Origin of the sequence: Youhaiella tibetensis, assembly GCF_008000755.1 — a bacterium.
GTDB classification, from domain to species: domain Bacteria; phylum Pseudomonadota; class Alphaproteobacteria; order Rhizobiales; family Devosiaceae; genus Paradevosia; species Paradevosia tibetensis.
In genome coordinates, this window is the sequence record NZ_CP041690.1 from 4,095,767 (window position 1) to 4,115,140 (window position 19,374).

A 19,374-nucleotide genomic window follows, 5' to 3' on the forward strand; every position below is an offset into this window, starting at 1 on the left:
ATCAATGCGCAACAAGTCGAACTTGCAGCTTTGCGCCCCTTCCCCTACCTTTAAGGCTGTCGTCAGTTTGAGGCGGCATGAACATAACGTTCTCAGGGCGGGGTGAAATTCCCCACCGGCGGTAATCGGGCGCAAGGCCCGTAGAGCCCGCGAGCGCCGCGCCGCAAGGCACGGGTCAGCAGATTCGGTGAGATTCCGAAGCCGACGGTCACAGTCCGGATGAAAGAGAACGGGTGAGACTTGGGCTATCCGGCCCTCCTGCGCCCATGCGCGGGAGCGCCGTCATCGCTTCGATCCCCCGTAAACCCTGAGGAAACTGGTTTACGAAAGGATCGAAATTGAGCCAGCTTTCCTCCCAGACCAACCAGCCCGTTCAGGGCGCGGTCTACATGCTCGGCGCGGGCCTGACCTTCGCCATCACCAACCTTCTGACCCCCCACATCACCTATACCCTCGGCGTCCCGTCCACGGCCGTGGTGTTCTGGCAATATGTGATCGCGACGATCTTCGCGTTGCCGCTGATCTTCCGCATCGGTTTCGGCGCGCTGCGCACCAAGCACCCCTTCGCCCACGAAATGCGTGCCTTCCTCTCCGCGCTCGGCGTCCAGGTCTTCGCCTTCGGTTTCGCCTCGGGCGTGCCGCTCTGGCAGATGGTGGCGCTTTCCATGACCGGACCCTTCTTCATCATCGGCGGGGCCACCCTGTTCCTGGGCGAAAAGGTGACCATCCAGCGCCTGGGCGCGGCGCTTGTCGGCTTCCTGGGGGCTATCCTGGTTTCGGGCATCGGCACCGAGAGCTTCACCTGGGCGGCGCTCCTACCGGTGATCGCGGCGGCTCTCTGGGGTACCGTCTCGGTCATGACCAAGTACCTGGCCAAGGAAGAGGCGCCCGAGTCGCTGACCCTCTACATGCTGGTGCTCATCACCCCCAATCACCTGCTGATCGGGCTGATCCTGGGCGCCCTGGTCACGCTGTTCCCGGGCTCGCTGCCGGGCAGCCTTGCCAACGGCTTCGACTTCGTGCCGCCGGGCGGCGATGCGCTCTGGCTGATCGTGCTGCTCGGCCTGGTGACAGCCGGCGCGCAATACTTCCTCTCGCTCGCCTACAAGGTCGCCGACGCCACCTATCTCCAGCCGTTCGATGACCTCAAGCTCCCGCTCAACACGCTTCTCGGCTGGATCGTGCTGAGCCAGGTGCCCAGCCCGCTCTTCTGGCCGGGCGCCCTGCTGATCCTGGGCGCCTCGCTCTTCATCCTGCGCCAGGAAAGCGCCCGCCAGCCGCGCCTGCAGGCGGCATAGGGCTCAAGCATATGAAGGCCGGCGCCTTGGCGCGCCGGCCTTCTCATTGCGACGCGACAGTCACCCAGCGCCCTTCATGATGCGAACGGGCCATGGCATGGACGGTGCGCTCGATCTCGAGGCCCGCCTCGAAATCGATGATCCGTGCCGGCTTGCCCTCGATGGCCTTGAGCAGTTCGTGGCATTCGATGATCTTGAGATCGTTGAACCCCAGCCCGTGGCCGGGCGCCGGCACGAAGCGGTCATAGGGCGGGTGCAGCCCGCCGGTGAGGATGGTGCGGAAACCCTGCTCGGCCGGTGCGTCCCCGGTGCTGTAGAGCTGCACCTCGTTGAGCCGCTCCTGATCATAGACGATGGTGCCGCGCGCCCCGAAGATCTGCACCGCGATGCGGCCCTTGCGCCCCCAGGCCGTGCGGCTGAGCGCGATCACGCCCGAGGCGCCACCCGCCAGCTCGATCAGCACCGAAGCGATATCGTAGGTTTCCACCGTCCGGCGGCCGCCGTCGCGCAGCGGGCGGTCTGGATAAGGCTTTGACATATTGGCCATCACCCGCTCCACGGGCCCGAGGAGGGTGGTAATCAGCGAAAGCGGATGCACGCCGAAATCGTCGAGCGCCCCGTAGCCCGAGGAAGCCTCGCTCTTCCAGTAGAAGAGCACATCGGGATCGGCCATGAAATCCTCGTCCATCTCGAGGCGCACATGGTTCACCTCCCCGATGGCGCCCTGCCTGAGCAGCGCTTCGATATGCCGGATGGCCGGGTTCTGGATGTAGTTGTAGCCGAGGACGGCGGTCCTGCCCGAAGCCCGGGCCGCCGCGCGCATGCGTTCGGCATCGGCGAAGGACACCGCCATCGGCTTCTCGCACCAGACATGCTTGCCCGCCTCGAGCGCGGCCACCGCCATCTCGGCATGGAACTGGTTGGGCGTGGTCACCGAGACCACCTCGACCTCCGGGTCGGCAACGACCTCGCGCCAGTCCCCGGTCGCCCGCTCGAAGCCGAACTCCTCGGCCTTCTGCAGCGCCAGCTCGGCGGTGACCTCGCCCAGGTGCACCAGGCGCGGCCTCGGGCCGGAGCCGAAGACTGCCTTGACCGAATTCCAGGCCAGCGCGTGGCACTTGCCCATATAGCCCGTGCCGATAAGGCCGACGCCGATCTGCTGCATGTTCGATGATCTCCAACAATGATGCGCCCGGGCCGGGGTCCGGGCGCTGGGGTGCGGGGAGGGAAAGACGGGACGGCTTACTTGTACTTGTCGGCGTTTTCTTTGGTGACCAGCACCGTGCCGGTATCGATCACCGGCTCGATGGTCTTGCCCGCCTTGAGGTCGACCAGCGCCTGGACGCCGAAGCCGCCGATATTGGCAGGCGCCTGGGCGACCGAGGCGGTCATTTCGCCGGCAAGGATCGATGCGGCCGCATCCGGATTGGCGTCGAACCCGACCACCATCACGTCCTGAAGCTTTGCCGCCGCCTTGAGCGCCTCGACCGCGCCCAGCGCCATGTTGTCATTGGAGGCGAAGACGCCCTTGATATTGGGATTGCCGGTCAGGATGTTCTCCATCACCGACTGCCCCTTGGCGCGGTCCCATTCGGCGGTCTGCTCGGCCACGACCTTGAGCCCGCACGCTTCGAGCCCCTTCTTGGAGCCCTCGGCGCGCGCCTGGCCCGTGGACTGGGAGATGAGGCCCTGCAGGATCGCCACTTCCGAGCCCTGCGGCAGGTTCTTGCACATGAAGTCGGCGGCGAGCGCCGCGCCCACCGCGTTGTCGGTGCCGATGAAGGTCACGCCTTCGTTGACGCCCTTGGTATCCACGAACACCACTGGAATGCCGGCGGCCTTGGCGGCATCGACCACAGGAGCCAGGGCGTTGGGGTCGGTCGGGGCCAGGGCAATGCCCGAGACCTTCTGGGCGATGAGGTCCTCGATCTGGGTGATCTGGGCCTGGACGTCGGATTCGGCCGGGGGGGCGACGACCACGACATCGACGCCCAGCTCGGCGCCCTTGTCCTTGGCTCCCTTCTCGACGGCGGCCCAGAAGGGATTGCCGGCGCCCGGGCCCTTCATGCCGACCACATAGGTATCGGCCGCATATGAAACGGCAGTCATGGCGGCAAGCGCGACGCCTGCCAGCAGAAGCTTCTTCATTTGGTCCTCCCTAAGAACCTTCTGTCTCCGCTCGTCTCCTGCGCCGCCCGTCCGGAGACGGTCACGGACGGCGATCGGTAACTCCCTTAACTGCGCAGCGCCGCGCGGCGCCGCAGCACGTCGATATAGACGGCGATGATGATGACGAGCCCGATCAGGATCATCTGCCAGAAAGCCGAGACATTGTTGATGTTGAGCCCGTTCCTCAGGATCCCCATGATGAGGACGCCGGCCAGCACCCCCAGCACCGTGCCGCGCCCGCCGAAGAAGGAGGCGCCCCCGATGATGACTGCGGCGATCGCATCGAGCTCGATGCCGATGCCGGCATTGGGAAAGCCGCTATCGGTGCGTCCGGCCAGCAGCAAGCCAGCGAGCCCGGCGAAGAAGCCGCAGAGCACATAGACCAGCACCAGCACCGCATCGACGTTGATGCCCGAGACCCGCGCCGCGTGCGGGTTGCCGCCGATGGCGAAGATGTGCCGGCCTGTCGAGGTCTTGGCCAGGAACCACCAGAGCGCGATGGCGCAGACGAGGACGAGGATGAGGCTGGCCGGAATGCCGGCGGGCGGAGCGAAGATCCCCAGGTCGAAATAGGCCTGGCCGAGGAAGCGCACTTCGGGCTGCAGGCCCGAGACCGGCGCGCCATTGGTCACGAGATAGGTGAGCCCGCGCGCGATGTTGAGCGTGCCCAGCGTCATGATGAAAGGATGGGGCAAGCGCAGCAACGTCAGCCCCAGCCCGTTGACGAGGCCCACGATTATGCCGATGCCCGGCCCGATCAGCAGCACCAGCGGCCAGGGCACGCCGGCCTTGGAGGCGATGGCGAGCGTCACCATGGCCAGCGCCATGGTCGAGCCGACCGACAGATCGATGCCGGCAGTGACGATGACCACGAACATGCCCAGGGCCAGGAGCGCCAGCGAAGCGTTCTGCTTGAGGATATTGGTGAGGTTTTCCGCCGACAGGAACACGCCCGGCTTGATGGCGGCCAGGATCGCCATCATCACCACCACCACGATGATGATGCCGTAGGTATCCAGGAACTTGGCGAGGCGCGGGTTGTGGAACATCACGTCAACCTGTCGTGTGCGAGGCCTTCGGTGTGCCCCTTGGTGCCCATGATCCAGCCGATCACTTCGTTGCGGTGCGTCTTGTCAAGCGGCGCGTCGGCGAAGTTGGTGCCCTGGTAGAGCGCCATGACCCGGTCGCAGCAGTAGAAGATGTCGTCCATGCGGTGCGAGATGATGATGACGGCGACGCCGTGATCCTTGAGGCTGCGGATGAGGTCGAGCACCTTGCCGACTTCCTTGATGGCAAGGGCGGCGGTCGGCTCGTCCATGATGACAAGCTTGGCCGAAAACGCCGTGGCGCGCGCGATGGCGACGGCCTGGCGCTGCCCGCCGGAGAGTTCCTCGGTGTTCTGGTCGATGGACTTGACGTGGATCTTGAGGTTGTCGAGATGGTGGCTGGCCATCTCTCGCGCCTGGGCGTGGTTGATCAGCGTGATCGGCCCGAGCTTCCGCCCCGGCTCGCGGCCCAGGTAGATGTTCTCGTAGATCGGCATGTTCCCGGCCAGCGCGAAGTCCTGGTAGACCATCTCGATGCCCAGTTCGCGCGCATGCTTGGGGCTGGAGAACTGCACCGGCTGGCCATCGAAGAAGATCTGGCCCTCGCTGGGCACATAGAGGCCCGAGAGGATCTTCATCAGCGTCGACTTGCCCGCGCCATTGTCCCCGACGACGCCGAGCACCTCGCCATGGGCGACGTGGAAATTGACGTTATGCAGGGCCGTGATCGCGCCGAAATACTTGGAGATGCCCTTGGCCTCCAATAGCGGCGTCGCTGACGTTTCCGCCATCCGCTTCCTCCCGTCCGCTTTCACTGTACCTTATGGAACAAATGATGCTTTTTATCTTGTATTGGAACAAGTATTCCACGTATCGTCGAAAGGTCAAGGGACAATATTGGCCCCCCTTATGACGTTTTCGGGAAATAGCCCGTTTGGCCGCGACCGGGGTTGAGGCGGGCGGACATGCTGTCCTGGAACAGGCATTCCGGGGATAAGTGCGCGGTGCCGTTGACGGGGGATCGCGCCGGAGGGAGGAGTGGGCATGAGCACGCCGTCCAACGACACCCAGACCCCTGAGGAAAGCGCCGCCCCGCGCGATTTCGGAGCGTTGCGCACGCTGATTGCGGCACGCTGGCAGAGCCTGCCCCGGCGCCTGACACAGGTGGCGACCTACGCGCTCGACAACCCCGACGAGATCGCCTTCGGCACGGCGGCGGGGATAGCGGCCAAGGCCGAAGTGCAGCCTTCGACCCTCGTGCGTTTCTCCCAGGCCCTCGGCTACCAGGGATTTTCCGACCTGCAGGACGTTTTCCGCTCGCGCCTGCGCGACAAGGTGCCCAGCTATGACGAAAGGCTGGCCCAATTGCGCGAGCATGGACTGGCGGGCAGCAAGGCCGGGCTGGTCATGGCCGGCTTCCTCGACGCCGCCGAGCGCAGCGTCGCGGACTATCGCGCCAAGCTCGACCCCGAGGCGCTCGATCGCGCCGTGGAGGTGCTGGCCCGGGCCGAAACCATCTACCTCATCGGGCTGCGGCGCTCGTTCCCCATCACGTCCTACATGGCCTATGCCATGGGCAAGCTCGGCATCCGCCACATCCTGGTGGACGGCATTGCCGGGCTCGGCTCGGAACAGGCCAGCTTCATCGGCGCACGCGACGCGGTGCTCGCCATCAGCTTCACCCCCTATGCCAGCGACACGGTGGCGCTCGCCAACGCGGCCCTGGCCCAGGGCGCCAGCATGGTCTCGATCACCGACAGCCCCTTCTCTCCCATCGCCGGCAACGCCCAGGTCTGCCTCGAGATCGTCGAAGCCAATTTCGAGGGCTTTCGCTCGATGACCGCAACCATGGCGCTGGCCATGGCGCTGAGCGTGGCGGTGGCGGGCAGGCGCGGGGAATAGGGTTTACCCGACATTGTGATCACCCCCTCACCGCCCTGCCGGGCACCCTCTCCCCGACGGGGCGAGGGTTTTCGCTGGGGTTGGGCGAGAAGAAATCGAGCGGCATCGGACACTTGGCCTGCCCTTAGGTCCCTCCCTGCAAGGGGGATGGGAGGTTTGGCTGCACCGCCGGCCCATCGGTACACATCGCGCGATGCCCTTGATCTTCCGCGGGCGAAGACCCGGGGCTTATTGCATCGTGCTATCCGAGTGGAGGCGTCCGTGGTCCCCGGCCCTGCGGCCGGGGAAGATCGGTGGTGGGGCGTGGCAGGTGAGGAGGCGCGGGCTCTCAGGTCACCCTACCTCCCCACGAGAAGAGGGAGCCGATGAAGGGGAATCTTGCCGGCAGGTCTCCCTCCCCCTTGTGGGGAGGGAACAAGGGTGGGGGTGGGCCGGATAACGCGGATCGAGGACTTAGCCTCCCCTCTCGCTGCCCTCCCCCGCAAGGGGAAGGCCCCTGCCCTTATTTGACCTTCACGGCCTGGCCGGTCTTGAGCGATTCCGTGGCGGCTTCGGCCAGTTTCTGGGCCATTAGGCCATCGTAGCCCGAAGCGGTCGGCTTCTCGCCTTTTTCGAGGAAGGTGAGGAAGGCGTTGATTTCGATGCGGTAGGCCTGCTCGTAGCGCTCGATGAACGAGAACGGGATCTTGTCCTCGGTCCAGCCGGATTCGTCGGCCTTCTCGACCGTGGTCAGATGCACGTTGCCGGCGCGCAGAAGGCCCTTGGAGCCATGCACCTCGATGCGCTGGTCGTGGCCATAGGTGGCACGGCGCGAATTGGTGATGACGGCGATCTTGCCCGAGGCGGTCTGCATGTGGACGGCGGCGGTGTCGATGTCGCCGGCCTTGCCGATCGCCGGATCGACGAGGTTCCCGCCCAGGGCGTGAACCACGACCGGCTCTTCGCCGAGCAGGAACCGCGCCATATCGAAATCATGGATCATCATGTCGCGATAAAGGCCGCCAGAGCGCTCGATATAGGAGACCGGGGGAGCGGAAGGGTCGCGGCAGGCGATGGTGACGATTTCGACATCGCCGATCTCGCCGTTGCGGATGCGCTTTTCGAGCACGGAATAGTTCGGATCGTAGCGGCGATGGAAGCCGATCATCAGCGGCACGCCGGCCTGTTCGACCACCGGCAGGCACTTTTCGATGCGTTCAACCGAGAGCGACACCGGCTTTTCGCACAGGATCGCCTTGCCGGCGCGCGCCGCCTGCTCGATGAGATCGGCATGCGTGTCGGTCGGCGTGGCGATGAGGATGGCATCGACGTCCCTGGCCGCGATCACCTCCTCGACCGAGGCGACTTTGGCGCCGACGCCGTCGGCCAGCGCGCGTGCCGCCTCGGGCATTGCATCGGCCACATAGGCCACGCTCGCCCGGCCCGAATCCGCCAGCGAATGGGCATGGACCTTCCCGATCCGACCTGCCCCAAGAACACCAAACCGCACCATGTCCATGCCTCCTCAAAGCCGGAAATCTGTATGGATTCCGAGCGAAGATGACCGGCCCTTCCGGCCGCCGCCCTCTCCGCCCCGAAAACAGAACAAACATTCTGAATTGACGTAATTTCAGAATTGATGTTTCATTTCGGCCTAGGCATATAGCGACCGCAAAAGCCTGTCCAATACTTTTATAGGGGGATGCAAGCATGGCCGGTGAGGAACGCACAAGCCTGGGATCGGGCGAGCCCGGGCTCGACGTGATCACCATCGGCCGGTCCTCGGTCGACCTCTACGGCCAGCAGATCGGCACGCGGCTCGAAGACGTGGGCAGCTTCGCCAAATCGGTGGGCGGCTGCCCCACCAATATCGCGGTGGGCACGGCCCGGCTGGGCCTGAAATCCGGGCTGGTCACGCGGGTCGGCAACGAACAGATGGGCCGGTTCATCCGCGAGCAGCTCGAGCGCGAGGGCGTGGACGTCAAGGGCGTGGCGACCGACCCGGCGCGCCTCACCGCCCTGGTGCTGCTCTCGGTCGAGGCCGAGGGCGTTTCGCCCATGATCTTCGTGCGCACCGATTGCGCCGACATGGCGCTCGATGAGGGCGACATCGATGAGGCCCATATCGCCAGTGCCCGCGCCATCGTGGTGACCGGCACGCATTTCTCCAAGCCCAACAGCGAAGCGGCCCAGAAGAAGGCCATCCGCATCGCCAGGGCCAATGGCCGCAAGGTGGTGTTCGACATCGACTACCGGCCGAACCTCTGGGGGCTGGCGGGGCACGAGGCCGGCTTTGAGCGCTACGTCGCCTCCGACGTCGTTTCGCAGAAGTACAAATCCGTGCTGGCCGATTGCGACCTCATCGTGGGGACGGAAGAGGAAGTGCTGATCGCTTCGGGCGAAAGCACCCTCCTGGCGGCGCTCAAGACCATCCGCGCGTTGAGCCAGGCGGTGATCGTGCTCAAGCGCGGGCCGATGGGCTGCATCGTCTATGACGGCGCCATCCCCGACGATCTCGAAAAGGGCATCGTCGGCAAGGGCTTTCCCATCGAGGTCTATAACGTGCTGGGGGCCGGCGACGCCTTCATGTCGGGTTTCCTGCGCGGCTGGCTGCGCGGGGAGCCCCATGCCGTTTCGGCAACCTGGGCCAATGCCTGCGGCGCCTTTGCCGTATCGCGCCTGCTTTGCGCGCCGGAATATCCGAGCTGGGAGGAGCTCTCCTACTTCCTGGCCAATGGGTCCAAGGAAAAAGCGCTGCGTAGGGACGCGGCGCTCAATCACCTGCATTGGGCGACCAACCGGCGGCGGCACTATCCGCGGCTGATGGCGCTGGCCATCGACCACCGCTCCCAGCTCGAGGCGATTGCGGGCGACAAGGCCGATCGCATTCCCGCCTTCAAGGCCCTGGCGGTGGAAGCGGCGGGGAGGGTCGCGGGCGATCGCGAGGGTTTCGGCATGCTGCTCGACGACAAATACGGCCGCGATGCCCTCTTCGCGTCGACCAAGTACCAGAAATTCTGGATTGGCAAGCCGATCGAGCTGCCGGGCAGCCGGCCGCTGCAGTTCGAGTTCTCCCAGGACGTGGGAAGCAGGCTGGTGGAATGGCCGGTGGACCACTGCATCAAGTGCCTGTGCTTCTATCACCCCGATGACGAGCCGGAGCTGAAGCGCGTGCAGACCGAAAAGCTGCGCACCGCGTACGAGGCGGCGCGAAAGATCGGGCGCGACATCCTGGTCGAGATCATTGCCGGCAAGAACGGGGAACTGCGCGAGGACACAATCGCCCGGGCGCTGACCGAGCTTTACGCCGCCGGCATCAAGCCGGACTGGTGGAAGCTCGAGCCGCAAAAGAGCGAAGCGGCCTGGACGGCGCTCGACGCCGTGATTGCGGCCAACGACCCCTGGTGCCGTGGCGTGGTGCTGCTGGGGCTGGACGCGCCCCAGGACGAACTCGAGAAGGGCTTTGAGGCGGCGCAGGCGGCGAAAGCCGTGAAGGGTTTTGCTGTGGGGCGTACGATCTTTGCCGATGCCGCCAAGGCGTGGTTTGCTGGTACGATGAACGACGAGGACGCGGTGGCGGACATGGCCGCGCGGTTCGGGGCGCTCGTGGGAATCTGGGAGCGGGTTGCGGGGCCGGTGAAGGCCTGAGGCCGGGCCGGTGACCGCGGCTCCCCCTCACCCGGCCTTCGGCCGACCTCTCCCCGAGGGGGCGAGGTGAGCTGGGGCGCGATGGGACCACGGGGCCTTCGCCCCGTCGGGGAGAAGGTGCCCGAAGGGCGGATGAGGGGTTTCTGCCCCGAGAAATGAGTTTGGGGCTCCCTCCTCCCGGCCGCCCCCGCAAGGGGAGGTGAAGAGGTGGGTGGGGCTCGATGGAAGAGGATACACCGGCCGGAACACCCTCCCCTGCGGAGGGCCGGGGAAGCGGTGAGCCAGAAGCGCTGGCAGGGAGGAAAACGGCCATGAGCCAGAAAACTGTACGTCTCACCATGGCCCAGGCCCTGGCGCGGTTCATGACGCGGCAGATGACGGTGATCGAAGGCGAGAAGGTGCCGATCTTCGGCGGCGTCTTCGCCATTTTCGGGCACGGCAATGTCGCCGGCGTCGGCGAGGCACTCTATGCGGTGCGCGAGGAACTGCCGACCTATCGCGCCCAGAACGAGCAGGGCATGGCCCACGCCGCCATCGCCTTCGCCAAGGCAAGCTTCCGGCGCCGTTTCATGGCCGCGACCACCTCCATCGGACCGGGCGCGCTCAACATGGTAACAGCCGCCGCCCTCGCCCATGTCAACCGCCTACCTGTTCTCTTGCTGCCGGGCGATGTCTTTGCCAATCGCGGGCCTGACCCGGTGCTCCAGCAGGTCGAGGATTTCGGCGACGGCACGGTCTCGGCCAATGACTGTTTCCGCCCCGTCTCGCGCTATTTCGACCGCATCACCCGGCCCGAGCAGATCATGCCGGCCCTGCGCCGGGCCATGGAAGTGCTTACCGACCCCGCCGAATGCGGACCGGTGACCCTGAGCCTCTGCCAGGACGTCCAGGCCGAGGCCTATGATTATCCCGAGAGCTTCTTTGCCGAACGGGTATGGAAGACGCGCCGTGTCCTGCCGGACGCCGACGAGTTCGCTTCGGCGGCCGTGGCGCTGCAGAAGGCCAGGAAGCCCGTGATCATTGCGGGCGGCGGCGTGCTCTATTCTGAGGCCTCCGAGGCCCTGCGCGCCTTTGCGGAAAACCACGGCCTGCCCGTCATGGAAACCCAGGCCGGCAAGTCCAGCCTGCCGCACGACCACTACCTCAACATGGGCTCGGTCGGCGTGACCGGCACTTCGGCGGCCAATGCGCTGGCCGAGGAGGCCGACCTGGTGCTGGCCGTGGGCACGCGCCTTCAGGATTTCACCACCGGCAGCTGGGCGCTGTTCCGGGATGAGGACGTCCGGCTCGTCGGGCTCAACGTGCAGCCCTTCGACGCCGGCAAACACGGGGCGTTGCCGCTGGTGGGCGATGCGCAGGTGACGCTCGAGGCGCTGGACGCCTCGCTGGGCGCCTGGCAGGTCGACCAGGACTGGACCGAAAAGGCGCTCAAGGGCAAATCCACCTGGCTCGAAGCCGCAGGCACCGCCACCGCCCCCACCAACGAGCTGCCCTCGGACGCGCAGGTCATCGGCGCCGTGCAGCGGGCCCGCGAGAACGCGGTGCTGGTCTGCGCCGCCGGCGGGTTGCCGGGCGAGTTGCACAAGCTCTGGCAGGCGCAAGGGCCGGGGAGCTACCACCTCGAATACGGCTTTTCGACCATGGGCTACGAGATCGCCGGGGGCCTGGGCGTCAAGCTGGCGCGGCCCTATGACGATGTCGTGGTGATGGTCGGCGACGGCTCCTATATGATGCTGAACTCGGAGATCGCCTCCTCGATCATGCTCGGGGCCAAGCTTACCATCGTGCTGCTCGACAATGCCGGCTATGGCTGCATCAACCGCCTGCAGATGGCCACCGGCGGCGCCAACTTCAACAATCTGCTCAAGGACACCTATCACGAGGTGCTGCCCCAGATCGATTTCGCGGCCCATGCCGCCTCGATGGGCGCGGTGGCCAGGAAAGTGGCCTCCATCGCCGAACTCGAAGCGGCGCTCAAGGAAACCGCCCGGGAAACGCGCACCACCGTGCTGGTGATCGATACCGACCCGCTGATCACCACCGAGGCGGGCGGCGCCTGGTGGGACGTGGCGGTGCCCGAAGTCTCGGACCGCAAGCAGGTGAACGCGGCGCGCAAGGACTATGAGCAAGCGCTCAAGGATCAAAGACAGGCTTAGGACCCAAGAAGATGAAAGCCAAACTGGGGATGTCCCCGATCGCCTGGTGGAATGACGACCTGGTGGAGCTGAGCGACGACGTTTCGCTCGAGGAATGCCTGCGCCAATCGCGCTCGGCCGGGTTCACCGGCATGGAGAAGGGCCGCCGCTTCCCGGACGATCCGGAGGTCATGCTGCCGATTCTGCGTGCCGCCGACGTGACGCTCTGCGGCGGCTGGTTCTCGGGCACGCTGGTCGATGAGGACCTGGCCGCCAACAAGGACCGCATCCTCCCCATGATCGAGCTCTTCAAGGCCGTCGACGCGCCCTGCATCGTCTATGGCGAAGTGGGCCGCTCGATCCAGGGGGATCGCTCCAAGCCGCTGGCGACCAAGCCGAAACTCTCGGACGACGAGATGAAGGCCTATGCCAGGAAGGTCACCGCATTCGGGGAATGGTGCGCCGATCAGGGCATGCCACTCTCCTACCACCACCACATGGCGGCCGTGGTCGAGACCGAGGCGGAGCTCGACGCCTTCATGGCGGCGTCGGGGCCCGGCATCCCGCTGCTGCTCGATGCCGGACACCTGGCCTTTGCGGGCGGAGACGTGCTGCGGGCGATCGACAACCACCATGCCCGCATCAACCACGTGCATGTGAAGGACATCCGCCGCGCCGTGGTGGACGGGCTCGATCGGACCAGGCAGAGCTTCCTGGATGCGGTGGCGCTCGGCGCCTTTACCGTGCCCGGCGATGGCTCGCTCGATTTCGGCGCCATCGTCCAGCGCTTCGCCGATTACGGCTATGAGGGCTGGTTCGTGGTCGAGGCCGAGCAGGACCCGAGGAAGAACCCGCCGCTGCGGATGGCCCAGGTCGGTCACGCCGAACTGATGCGCGTGATGAACGCGGCCGGCTATACGGTCGAGACGCAGGGCTTTCCGACCCGTTGAGGGGGCGCTAGAAACGCCCTGCCAACGAAAGGATCGCAACGATGAGCGAAGACAAGAAGCCCGAAAAGCCCGAAAAGCCCGGTTTCATGACCCTGGGCTGGTTCGCCCCGCTCTATCGCCGGGTGATCCTTGTTGCGGCCATCGCCTGCTGGACGCTCTGGGAATGGTTCTACAACCACGACCAGTTCTGGGGCGTCCTGTCGCTGGTAATGCTGGCCTACGGCATCTGGACCTTCTTTATCACATTCGACAAGACGCTGGAGGAGGTCCGCAAGAATGCCAAACCTAAAAGTTAAGCCGCAGGGCACGTCCGGCCGCGTGGTTTCGGTGACGCCACAAAGCGCGGGCTGGACCTATGTCGGGTTCGAGCTTTGGAAGCTCAGGCCCGGCGAAACGGCGGCCGAGAAGACCGGCGAGCGCGAGGTCTGCCTGGTGCTGGTCTCGGGCCGCGCGAAAGTCTTAGGGGGCGGCGAAGATTTTGGCGAGATCGGCGAGCGCATGTCGCCCTTCGAAGGCGCGCCCTATGCGGTCTATATGCCGGCGGGGGCCGAGTGGAGCGTCGAGGCGACGACGGAGCTGGAGCTTGCGGTGTGCTCGGCGCCGGGCACGGGCGGCAAGCTGCCGGCCCGCCTCATCGCACCCGGGACCAATCCGCAGATCACCCGCGGCACCGGCACCAATACCCGCTACGTGACCAACATCCTGCCCGAAACCGATCCGGCGGACTCTTTGCTCGTGGTGGAAGTGATCACGCCGGGCGGGCATACGTCGAGCTATCCGCCGCACAAGCACGACACCGACAACCTGCCGCATGAGAGCCTGCTGGAAGAGACGTACTACCATCGCCTCAACCCGCCGCAGGGATTTGGCTTCCAGCGCGTCTATACCGACGACCGCAGCCTCGACGAGGCCATGGTGGTGGAGGATGGCGACGTGACGCTCGTGCCCAGGGGCTATCACCCGGTGGCGGCCACGCATGGCTACGACCTCTATTACCTCAACGTCATGGCCGGACCGAAGCGCACGTGGAAGTTCTACAACGCACCTGAGCACGAGTGGCTGGTGAAGGCCTAGGCGACGCCGGAACCTGGGGCTCCCCCTCACACGCCGCTGCGCGGCGACCTCTCCCCGAGGGGGCAAGGTGTCGCTGGGGCGCGATCGTGCATCATCGCCTTCGCCCCGCCGGGGAGAAGGTGGCCGAAGGCCGGATGAGGGGTTCTTCTAGAAGTCGGTGGCGTCCACGAAGATCGCCGCGGCCTTCTCCAGTCCGGCTCGATCCTCTTCATCGAAACGGCCCGGACTGGGGCTGTCCAGGTCGAGGACGCCGATGACCTTACCGTCCCGCAGTAGCGGCACCACCAGTTCGGAGCGCGAGGCGGCATCGCAGGCGATGTGGCCGGGGAAGGCGTGGACGTCGGGAACGACGATCGAGCGCGCTTCGGCCACCGACGTCCCGCAGACGCCGCGGCCGACCGCGATGCGCACGCAGGCCGGCTTGCCCTGGAAGGGGCCGACAACCAGTTCGTCGCCCTCCGCGTTGAGGAAATAGACCCCGGCCCAGTTGAGATCAGGCAGCATGCCGAAGATCAGCGCCGACATGTTGGCCGCATTGGCGATCCTGTCGCGCTCGCCGGTGAAGAGGCCGGAAAGCTGCAAGGCGAGTTCGGCGTGCAGCTCGGACTTGCTGGCAAAGGAAGCGGCGGCGGGAGCGGTCTGGAACATTCTTTTGGGACTTGGGGTCGGTGATGGTGGGGAAGATATAGGCCCCGAGCGAGGGGAGTGTAAGGCGGCATGTGGGCGCGGTCAGGGAGCAAGGTCGGCGACTGGGGCTCCCCCTCACCCGCCGCTGCGCGGCGACCTCTCCCCGAGGGGGCGAGGTGAAGATGGGGCGCGATCGTGCATCATCGCCTTCGCCCCGTCGGGGAGAAGGTGGCCGAAGGCCGGATGGGGGCTGGCACCCGCTACCTCTCCCCTGCTTCCCCTTGACTGTTGGCGCGCTTGGCTCGCATATCGCCGCCGACGAAAAACCATCGGGGGATCGCGCACATGCCGGCCAGCAATTTCATCCTCACCCTCTCCTGCGAGGACCGGCCGGGTATCGTGGCGGCGGTGACCACCGAGCTCGCCGCCCTCAATGCCAATATCGCCGAATCCAACCAGTTCTGGGACCGTGAGACCGGGCGCTTTTTCATGCGCCTGGCCTTTACGGCGCCGGAAGGCGTCGAGCGCGACGCGATCGAAAAGGCGCTCAAGCCTGCCATCGAGCGCTTCGGCATGCGCACCGCGCTGATCGACCAGAGCCAGAAGAAAAAGATCCTGGTCATGGTCTCAAAATTCGACCATGCGCTCCTGCACCTGCTCTACCAGATCCGGGTCGGCTGGCTCGATGCCGAGGTGGTGGCGATCGTTTCCAACCACGAGGATTCGCGCAAGACCGCCGAATACGAAGGCATCCCCTACCACGTGCTGCCGGTCAGCAAGGACAACAAGGCCGAGCAGGAAGAGCAGGTTCTAAAACTCTTCAAGGAGACGGGGGCGGACCTGGTGGTGCTGGCGCGCTACATGCAGATCCTCTCCGACAAGCTCTCGACGCGGCTTTACGGGCAGGTGATCAACATCCACCACTCGTTCCTGCCCAGCTTCAAGGGCGCAAAGCCCTATCACCAGGCCCACGAGCGCGGGGTCAAGATCATCGGGGCGACGGCGCACTACGTGACGCCGGACCTCGACGAGGGCCCGATCATCGAGCAGGAAATCGAGCGCGTGAACCACGCCATGAGCCCGGACGACCTGATCGCTACGGGGCGCGACGTGGAAAGCCGCGTCCTGGCGCGGGCGGTGAAGCTGCACCTCGAAAGCCGGGTGATGCTCAACGGGCGCAAGACAGTGGTGTTCGGGTAGGCGCCAGGCTGGGGCGCCTCAAGCCCTTGCTCCCTCCCCACCGGGGAGGGATTGAGGGTGGGGATCCGGAAGATAGATCGGGACCCTGGCCTTCCCCTCATCGGGCGCTTGAGCGCCGCCTTCTCTCAGAGTGGGCGAAGAAAGCGCGGGCGCGGCCCGCGCCCTAATTCCAAAAGACCAAGAGAATCAGGCGACGCCTGTGTGGCGGTAGCCGGCGGGCATGCGGCGGACGGCGCGGTTGATGCCGGTGGCGTAGGCGCCCACCGCTTCCCCGACTGGCGCGCGGCGCTTGTCGCGCTGCTGGGGCAGGCGCTGACGCTCGGCGATCATCTGGCTGAGGAAGCTGACATCGGAGCTGGTGCGCGCCAAGGAGGGGCGCTCCGCGCGGGCCTGGGTGGCCACGGGCAGGTAGCGGGTGAAATCCTGGCTCTTGTCTGTCTCATTATCGGACATTTTCGGCCGTCCCTGTATCGGTTTGGGCCACCTGTCTCTTCCCGGAACACCCGGAACAGGGGCCTACCCGCTACGTTGCAGCCAACGTGCCAAACGTAAAGGTCTTGTTAACGCTTTGCCCCAGCTTTGGAATAGCTTTGCGTATGGTTGCCGAATAGTTAGCGGGTCATGCTCAAACGCATGACGTGGCGGCGCGTTCCGGCCATGCCGGCCGGCGAGAAGCCCGCCGCCTCGAAGGCGGGGACGAAGCCCATGAACCGGTAGCTGGGCGCATCGGGGGCGACGGGATAGGCCTCGACGACATCGGCGCCCTCGGCGCGGGCATGGGCGACAGCGGCGGCGATGAGTTGATGGGCAAGGCCACGCCCGCGCCACTTGCGCAGCACGAACATGCAGGCCAGCGACCAGACGTTTTCGCCCGGCGCCGGTTCGGGGCCCTTGAGGCGCCGATAGGTCGGCTTGGGCGCGATCGAAACCCAGGCCACGGGCTTTTCCCCGTCATAGCCCAGGAGGCCCACCGGCACCCCGCGCGCGATCCGGCCCAGCATCTGGCCGCGCCGCACCTCGCCGGGCGTACCGCGCCCTTCCTCGGCGGTGGCGCGCCAAACCATGCACCAGCAGAATTTCGGCCCGCCGGGCCCGGCGAACAGCGCCTCGAAATCGGCGAGGTTGGCGGCGGTGACGGGTTTGAAGGCGAGCTGGCTCACGGGCAGTTTCTCTCCGGGACGGAGACGAAACTAGCCCCGGGGAGGCGAAGGGACGACCCGGATTTGCCGAAGACTATTCCCCGGCCAGCCACTCGGTGCGATGGCCGCCCCTGCCCTCGTCGGCCAGCAGCGCCGCCAGCGGCGGCAGTAGCACGGCCAGTTCGCCCTCGAGCACATAGGGCGGGTTGATGAGGATCATGCCGGTGCCATGGAGGCGCGGCGGGGTCGAGGCGGGGCGGATGGTGAGCTCGGTCCGCAGCATCCTGCGGATCCCGGTGGCCTTGAGGGCGCCCACGAACCGCTCGACCTCGCGCGGGTCCTTGACCGGATACCAGAGCGCGTAGGTGCCGGTGGGAAAGCGCTTGTGGGCCTTCTCGAGAGCCCTGACCATACGACCGAACTCGTCGTTCTCCTCGAAGGGCGGATCGATGAGCACCAACCCGCGCTTCTCCTTGGGCGGCAGGTGCGTGCCCAGCGCCGCCCAGGCGTCGAGTTCGGTAACGCGCACCTGGATGTCGCCGGCGAAATTCTCCTTGAGCGCCATGACATCGCGCGGATGCAGCTCGAGCGCGAAGAGCCGGTCCTGTTCGCGCAGCAGGTGCCGGGTGACGAAGGGCGACCCCGGATAGTAACGCAGCCCACCCTTGGGGTTGACCGCCGCGACCGCCTCCAGATAGGGCGCGGCCAGCCGGGCCGCCTCGCCGGTGAGGGGCCTGTCGAACAGCCGCCTGATGCCCTCTTCCCACTCCCCGGTCTTGGAGGCCTTTTCCCCGCGCAGGTCATAGAGGCCGACCCCGGCATGGGTATCGAGCACGCGGAAGGCGGCGGGCTTGAGTTTGAAATACTCGATGATGCGGGTGAGGATGAGGTGCTTGACCACATCGGCGAAATTCCCCGCATGGAAGGCGTGGCGGTAGTTCATCAGTGGCGCGCCTGGGCGGAGAGAATGGTGGCGGCGAAGGCCGCGAAGATGCCGGCAAAGCTCCAGTTGAGCGTGCGCTCGACCCATTTGGTGCGCCTGAACGCGGCCGCGAGCCAGTCGGCCGCCATCACCGTGGCCAGCCCCAGGGGAATGGAAAGCAGCACGAACTCGCCGCCCAGGAAGAAGAGCTTGCCGGTGGCCGCCGGATCGTGGGCATCCACGAACTGGGGCAGGAAGGTCACGAAGAACAGCACCACCTTGGGGTTGAGCAGGTTGATGCCCACCCCGGTAAGCTGCCAGACGGTGGGCGGACGCTTGGCCGCCTCTGCGATACGCAGCCCCCCGCCATGGACGATGGCCTGGTAGGCGAGCCAGAGCAGATAGAGAGCGCCGACGATCTTGAGCGCCAGGAAGAGCGGCGGGGCGGCGATGATGAGCACCGAAATACCCAGCGCCACAAGCGTGGTGTGGACCAGCACGCCCGCCATCGCCCCGAGCATGGCCGCCACCCCGTGCCCGCGCCCGTAGTTGAGGGCGCGGCTGAGCTGGAGCGCCATGTCCGGGCCGGGCGTTATGGCAAGGATGACCGAGGCCAGCGCGAAGGCGAGGACCACGGAAAGGTCGGGGAAGAAAAACGGCATATCCTGGCTCCGCCGGACCCTTACCTTACGGCAGGGGCAGCTCGTAGCTGCGCTTGATGGTTTCCATGGGCACGTCGGTCTTGACGCTCTGCACGCTCGGAATGCGGGTCAGATGGTCGGCCTGGAAGCGCCAGTAGGCATGGAGGTCTGCCGTCACCACTCGCATGATTGCGTCGCATTCGCCAGTGGTGAGGTAGCATTCGACCACTTCGGGAAAGTTGCGCACCGTCTCGGCGAACTGCTCGGTGATGGTCGAATCCTGGGTCTTGAACCAGACGCGCACGAAGACGGTGAGCCCGATGCCGACCTTAGGGCCGTTCAGCACGGCGACATAGCGGTCGATCACCCCCGATTCCTCGAGCAGGCGCACCCGGCGCAGGCACGGGGACGGCGACAGGCCCACCTCGTTGGCCAGCTCGACATTGGACATGCGCCCGTTCCGCTGCAATGCTTTGAGGATGCGCCGATCGACGGCGTCGAGCATTTCTGGCACTGTCTGCTCCCGTGCGCATATGTGTTGGCATTTTATGCCGCAACGTGGTGCAAGCGTGAACTTTTCGCAAGAACATTGCTCGCGCGCTGGTCTATCGTGTCAAAATCAGAACCGGGAACAGACCATAGTC

The 19,374-nt window shown here is 65.8% G+C and carries 19 protein-coding genes and 1 riboswitch; of the genes, 8 read left to right on the forward strand and 11 right to left on the reverse strand.

Annotated elements, in window-relative coordinates; all coding sequences use genetic code 11:
- Window positions 1–84: 84 nt before the first annotated feature.
- A riboswitch (FMN riboswitch) is annotated at window positions 85–235 on the forward strand.
- A 103-nt stretch (window positions 236–338) separates the two neighbouring features.
- Window positions 339–1,298, forward strand: a complete 960-nt coding sequence (locus FNA67_RS20110; protein WP_147657902.1) for a DMT family transporter — start codon at window positions 339–341, stop codon at window positions 1,296–1,298.
- A gap of 43 nt (window positions 1,299–1,341) precedes the next feature.
- Here the strand turns inward: FNA67_RS20110 and FNA67_RS20115 are convergent, their stop codons facing one another.
- The 4 genes from FNA67_RS20115 to FNA67_RS20130 form a co-directional block, all read right to left on the reverse strand.
- Window positions 1,342–2,463, reverse strand: a complete 1,122-nt coding sequence (locus FNA67_RS20115) for a Gfo/Idh/MocA family protein (protein WP_147657904.1) — start codon at window positions 2,461–2,463, stop codon at window positions 1,342–1,344.
- 77 nt (window positions 2,464–2,540) lie between these two features.
- Window positions 2,541–3,446 carry a sugar ABC transporter substrate-binding protein gene (locus tag FNA67_RS20120; protein ID WP_049706854.1) on the reverse strand — a complete coding sequence of 302 codons (906 nt, stop codon included), beginning with the start codon at window positions 3,444–3,446 and terminating at the stop codon, window positions 2,541–2,543.
- Window positions 3,447–3,532: 86 nt separating this feature from the next.
- Entirely contained in the window at window positions 3,533–4,516 is a 984-nt protein-coding gene (locus FNA67_RS20125; protein WP_049706855.1) for an ABC transporter permease, read from the reverse strand.
- On the reverse strand, window positions 4,516–5,304 hold the full coding sequence (locus FNA67_RS20130; RefSeq protein WP_147657906.1) for an ATP-binding cassette domain-containing protein: 789 nt from the start codon (window positions 5,302–5,304) through the stop codon (window positions 4,516–4,518). Before FNA67_RS20130 ends, FNA67_RS20125 begins: the two co-directional genes overlap by 1 nt.
- A 253-nt stretch (window positions 5,305–5,557) precedes the next feature.
- On the opposite strand from FNA67_RS20130, the gene FNA67_RS20135 reads away from it, so the two are divergent.
- Window positions 5,558–6,415: a MurR/RpiR family transcriptional regulator gene (locus FNA67_RS20135; protein ID WP_049706857.1), complete on the forward strand. Its 858-nt coding sequence runs from the start codon at window positions 5,558–5,560 to the stop codon at window positions 6,413–6,415.
- A gap of 502 nt (window positions 6,416–6,917) precedes the next feature.
- Here FNA67_RS20135 and iolG read toward each other — a convergent pair.
- Window positions 6,918–7,907 carry an inositol 2-dehydrogenase gene (gene iolG / locus FNA67_RS20140; protein WP_049708191.1) on the reverse strand — a complete coding sequence of 330 codons (990 nt, stop codon included), beginning with the start codon at window positions 7,905–7,907 and terminating at the stop codon, window positions 6,918–6,920.
- A gap of 197 nt (window positions 7,908–8,104) precedes the next feature.
- On the opposite strand from iolG, the gene FNA67_RS20145 reads away from it, so the two are divergent.
- The 5 genes from FNA67_RS20145 (at window position 8,105) to iolB (ending at window position 14,201) form a co-directional block, all read left to right on the forward strand.
- The gene (locus FNA67_RS20145) at window positions 8,105–10,042 is read left to right on the forward strand and encodes a bifunctional 5-dehydro-2-deoxygluconokinase/5-dehydro-2-deoxyphosphogluconate aldolase (protein WP_147657908.1); all 1,938 of its coding nucleotides are present in this window, start codon (window positions 8,105–8,107) and stop codon (window positions 10,040–10,042) included.
- Between the two features lie 311 nt (window positions 10,043–10,353).
- On the forward strand, window positions 10,354–12,198 hold the full coding sequence (iolD, locus tag FNA67_RS20150; protein ID WP_147657910.1) for a 3D-(3,5/4)-trihydroxycyclohexane-1,2-dione acylhydrolase (decyclizing): 1,845 nt from the start codon (window positions 10,354–10,356) through the stop codon (window positions 12,196–12,198).
- A gap of 11 nt (window positions 12,199–12,209) precedes the next feature.
- Window positions 12,210–13,127, forward strand: coding sequence for a myo-inosose-2 dehydratase (gene iolE / locus FNA67_RS20155; RefSeq protein WP_147657912.1), 918 nt, complete (start codon window positions 12,210–12,212; stop codon window positions 13,125–13,127).
- Window positions 13,128–13,168: 41 nt separating this feature from the next.
- Entirely contained in the window at window positions 13,169–13,423 is a 255-nt protein-coding gene (locus FNA67_RS20160; RefSeq protein WP_147657914.1) for a DUF3329 domain-containing protein, read from the forward strand.
- Window positions 13,404–14,201 carry a 5-deoxy-glucuronate isomerase gene (gene iolB, locus FNA67_RS20165; protein ID WP_147657916.1) on the forward strand — a complete coding sequence of 266 codons (798 nt, stop codon included), beginning with the start codon at window positions 13,404–13,406 and terminating at the stop codon, window positions 14,199–14,201. The genes FNA67_RS20160 and iolB overlap by 20 nt, the downstream gene beginning before the upstream one ends.
- 147 nt (window positions 14,202–14,348) lie before the next feature.
- Here iolB and FNA67_RS20170 read toward each other — a convergent pair whose 3' ends face one another.
- Window positions 14,349–14,849 (reverse strand): GAF domain-containing protein, encoded by a 501-nt coding sequence (locus FNA67_RS20170; RefSeq protein ID WP_147657918.1) that lies wholly within the window; start codon window positions 14,847–14,849, stop codon window positions 14,349–14,351.
- A gap of 324 nt (window positions 14,850–15,173) precedes the next feature.
- Between FNA67_RS20170 and purU the strand changes: the two genes are divergently transcribed.
- Window positions 15,174–16,028: a formyltetrahydrofolate deformylase gene (purU, locus tag FNA67_RS20175; RefSeq protein ID WP_147657919.1), complete on the forward strand. Its 855-nt coding sequence runs from the start codon at window positions 15,174–15,176 to the stop codon at window positions 16,026–16,028.
- A 186-nt stretch (window positions 16,029–16,214) separates the two neighbouring features.
- Here purU and FNA67_RS20180 read toward each other — a convergent pair whose 3' ends face one another.
- The 5 genes from FNA67_RS20180 to FNA67_RS20200 all read right to left on the reverse strand — a co-directional run bounded on the left by FNA67_RS20180 (window position 16,215) and on the right by FNA67_RS20200 (window position 19,244).
- The gene (locus tag FNA67_RS20180) at window positions 16,215–16,481 is read right to left on the reverse strand and encodes a hypothetical protein (protein WP_049706864.1); all 267 of its coding nucleotides are present in this window, start codon (window positions 16,479–16,481) and stop codon (window positions 16,215–16,217) included.
- Between the two features lie 158 nt (window positions 16,482–16,639).
- A complete protein-coding gene (locus FNA67_RS20185; RefSeq protein ID WP_147657920.1) occupies window positions 16,640–17,188 on the reverse strand; it encodes a GNAT family N-acetyltransferase in 549 nt (182 codons plus the stop codon).
- A gap of 73 nt (window positions 17,189–17,261) precedes the next feature.
- The gene (locus tag FNA67_RS20190; protein ID WP_147657921.1) at window positions 17,262–18,110 is read right to left on the reverse strand and encodes a 23S rRNA (adenine(2030)-N(6))-methyltransferase RlmJ; all 849 of its coding nucleotides are present in this window, start codon (window positions 18,108–18,110) and stop codon (window positions 17,262–17,264) included.
- Window positions 18,110–18,751, reverse strand: coding sequence for a LysE family translocator (locus FNA67_RS20195; protein ID WP_147657922.1), 642 nt, complete (start codon window positions 18,749–18,751; stop codon window positions 18,110–18,112). The genes FNA67_RS20190 and FNA67_RS20195 overlap by 1 nt, the downstream gene beginning before the upstream one ends.
- 25 nt (window positions 18,752–18,776) lie before the next feature.
- Window positions 18,777–19,244: an Lrp/AsnC family transcriptional regulator gene (locus FNA67_RS20200; protein WP_049706868.1), complete on the reverse strand. Its 468-nt coding sequence runs from the start codon at window positions 19,242–19,244 to the stop codon at window positions 18,777–18,779.
- Between the last annotated feature and the right edge of the window lie 130 nt (window positions 19,245–19,374).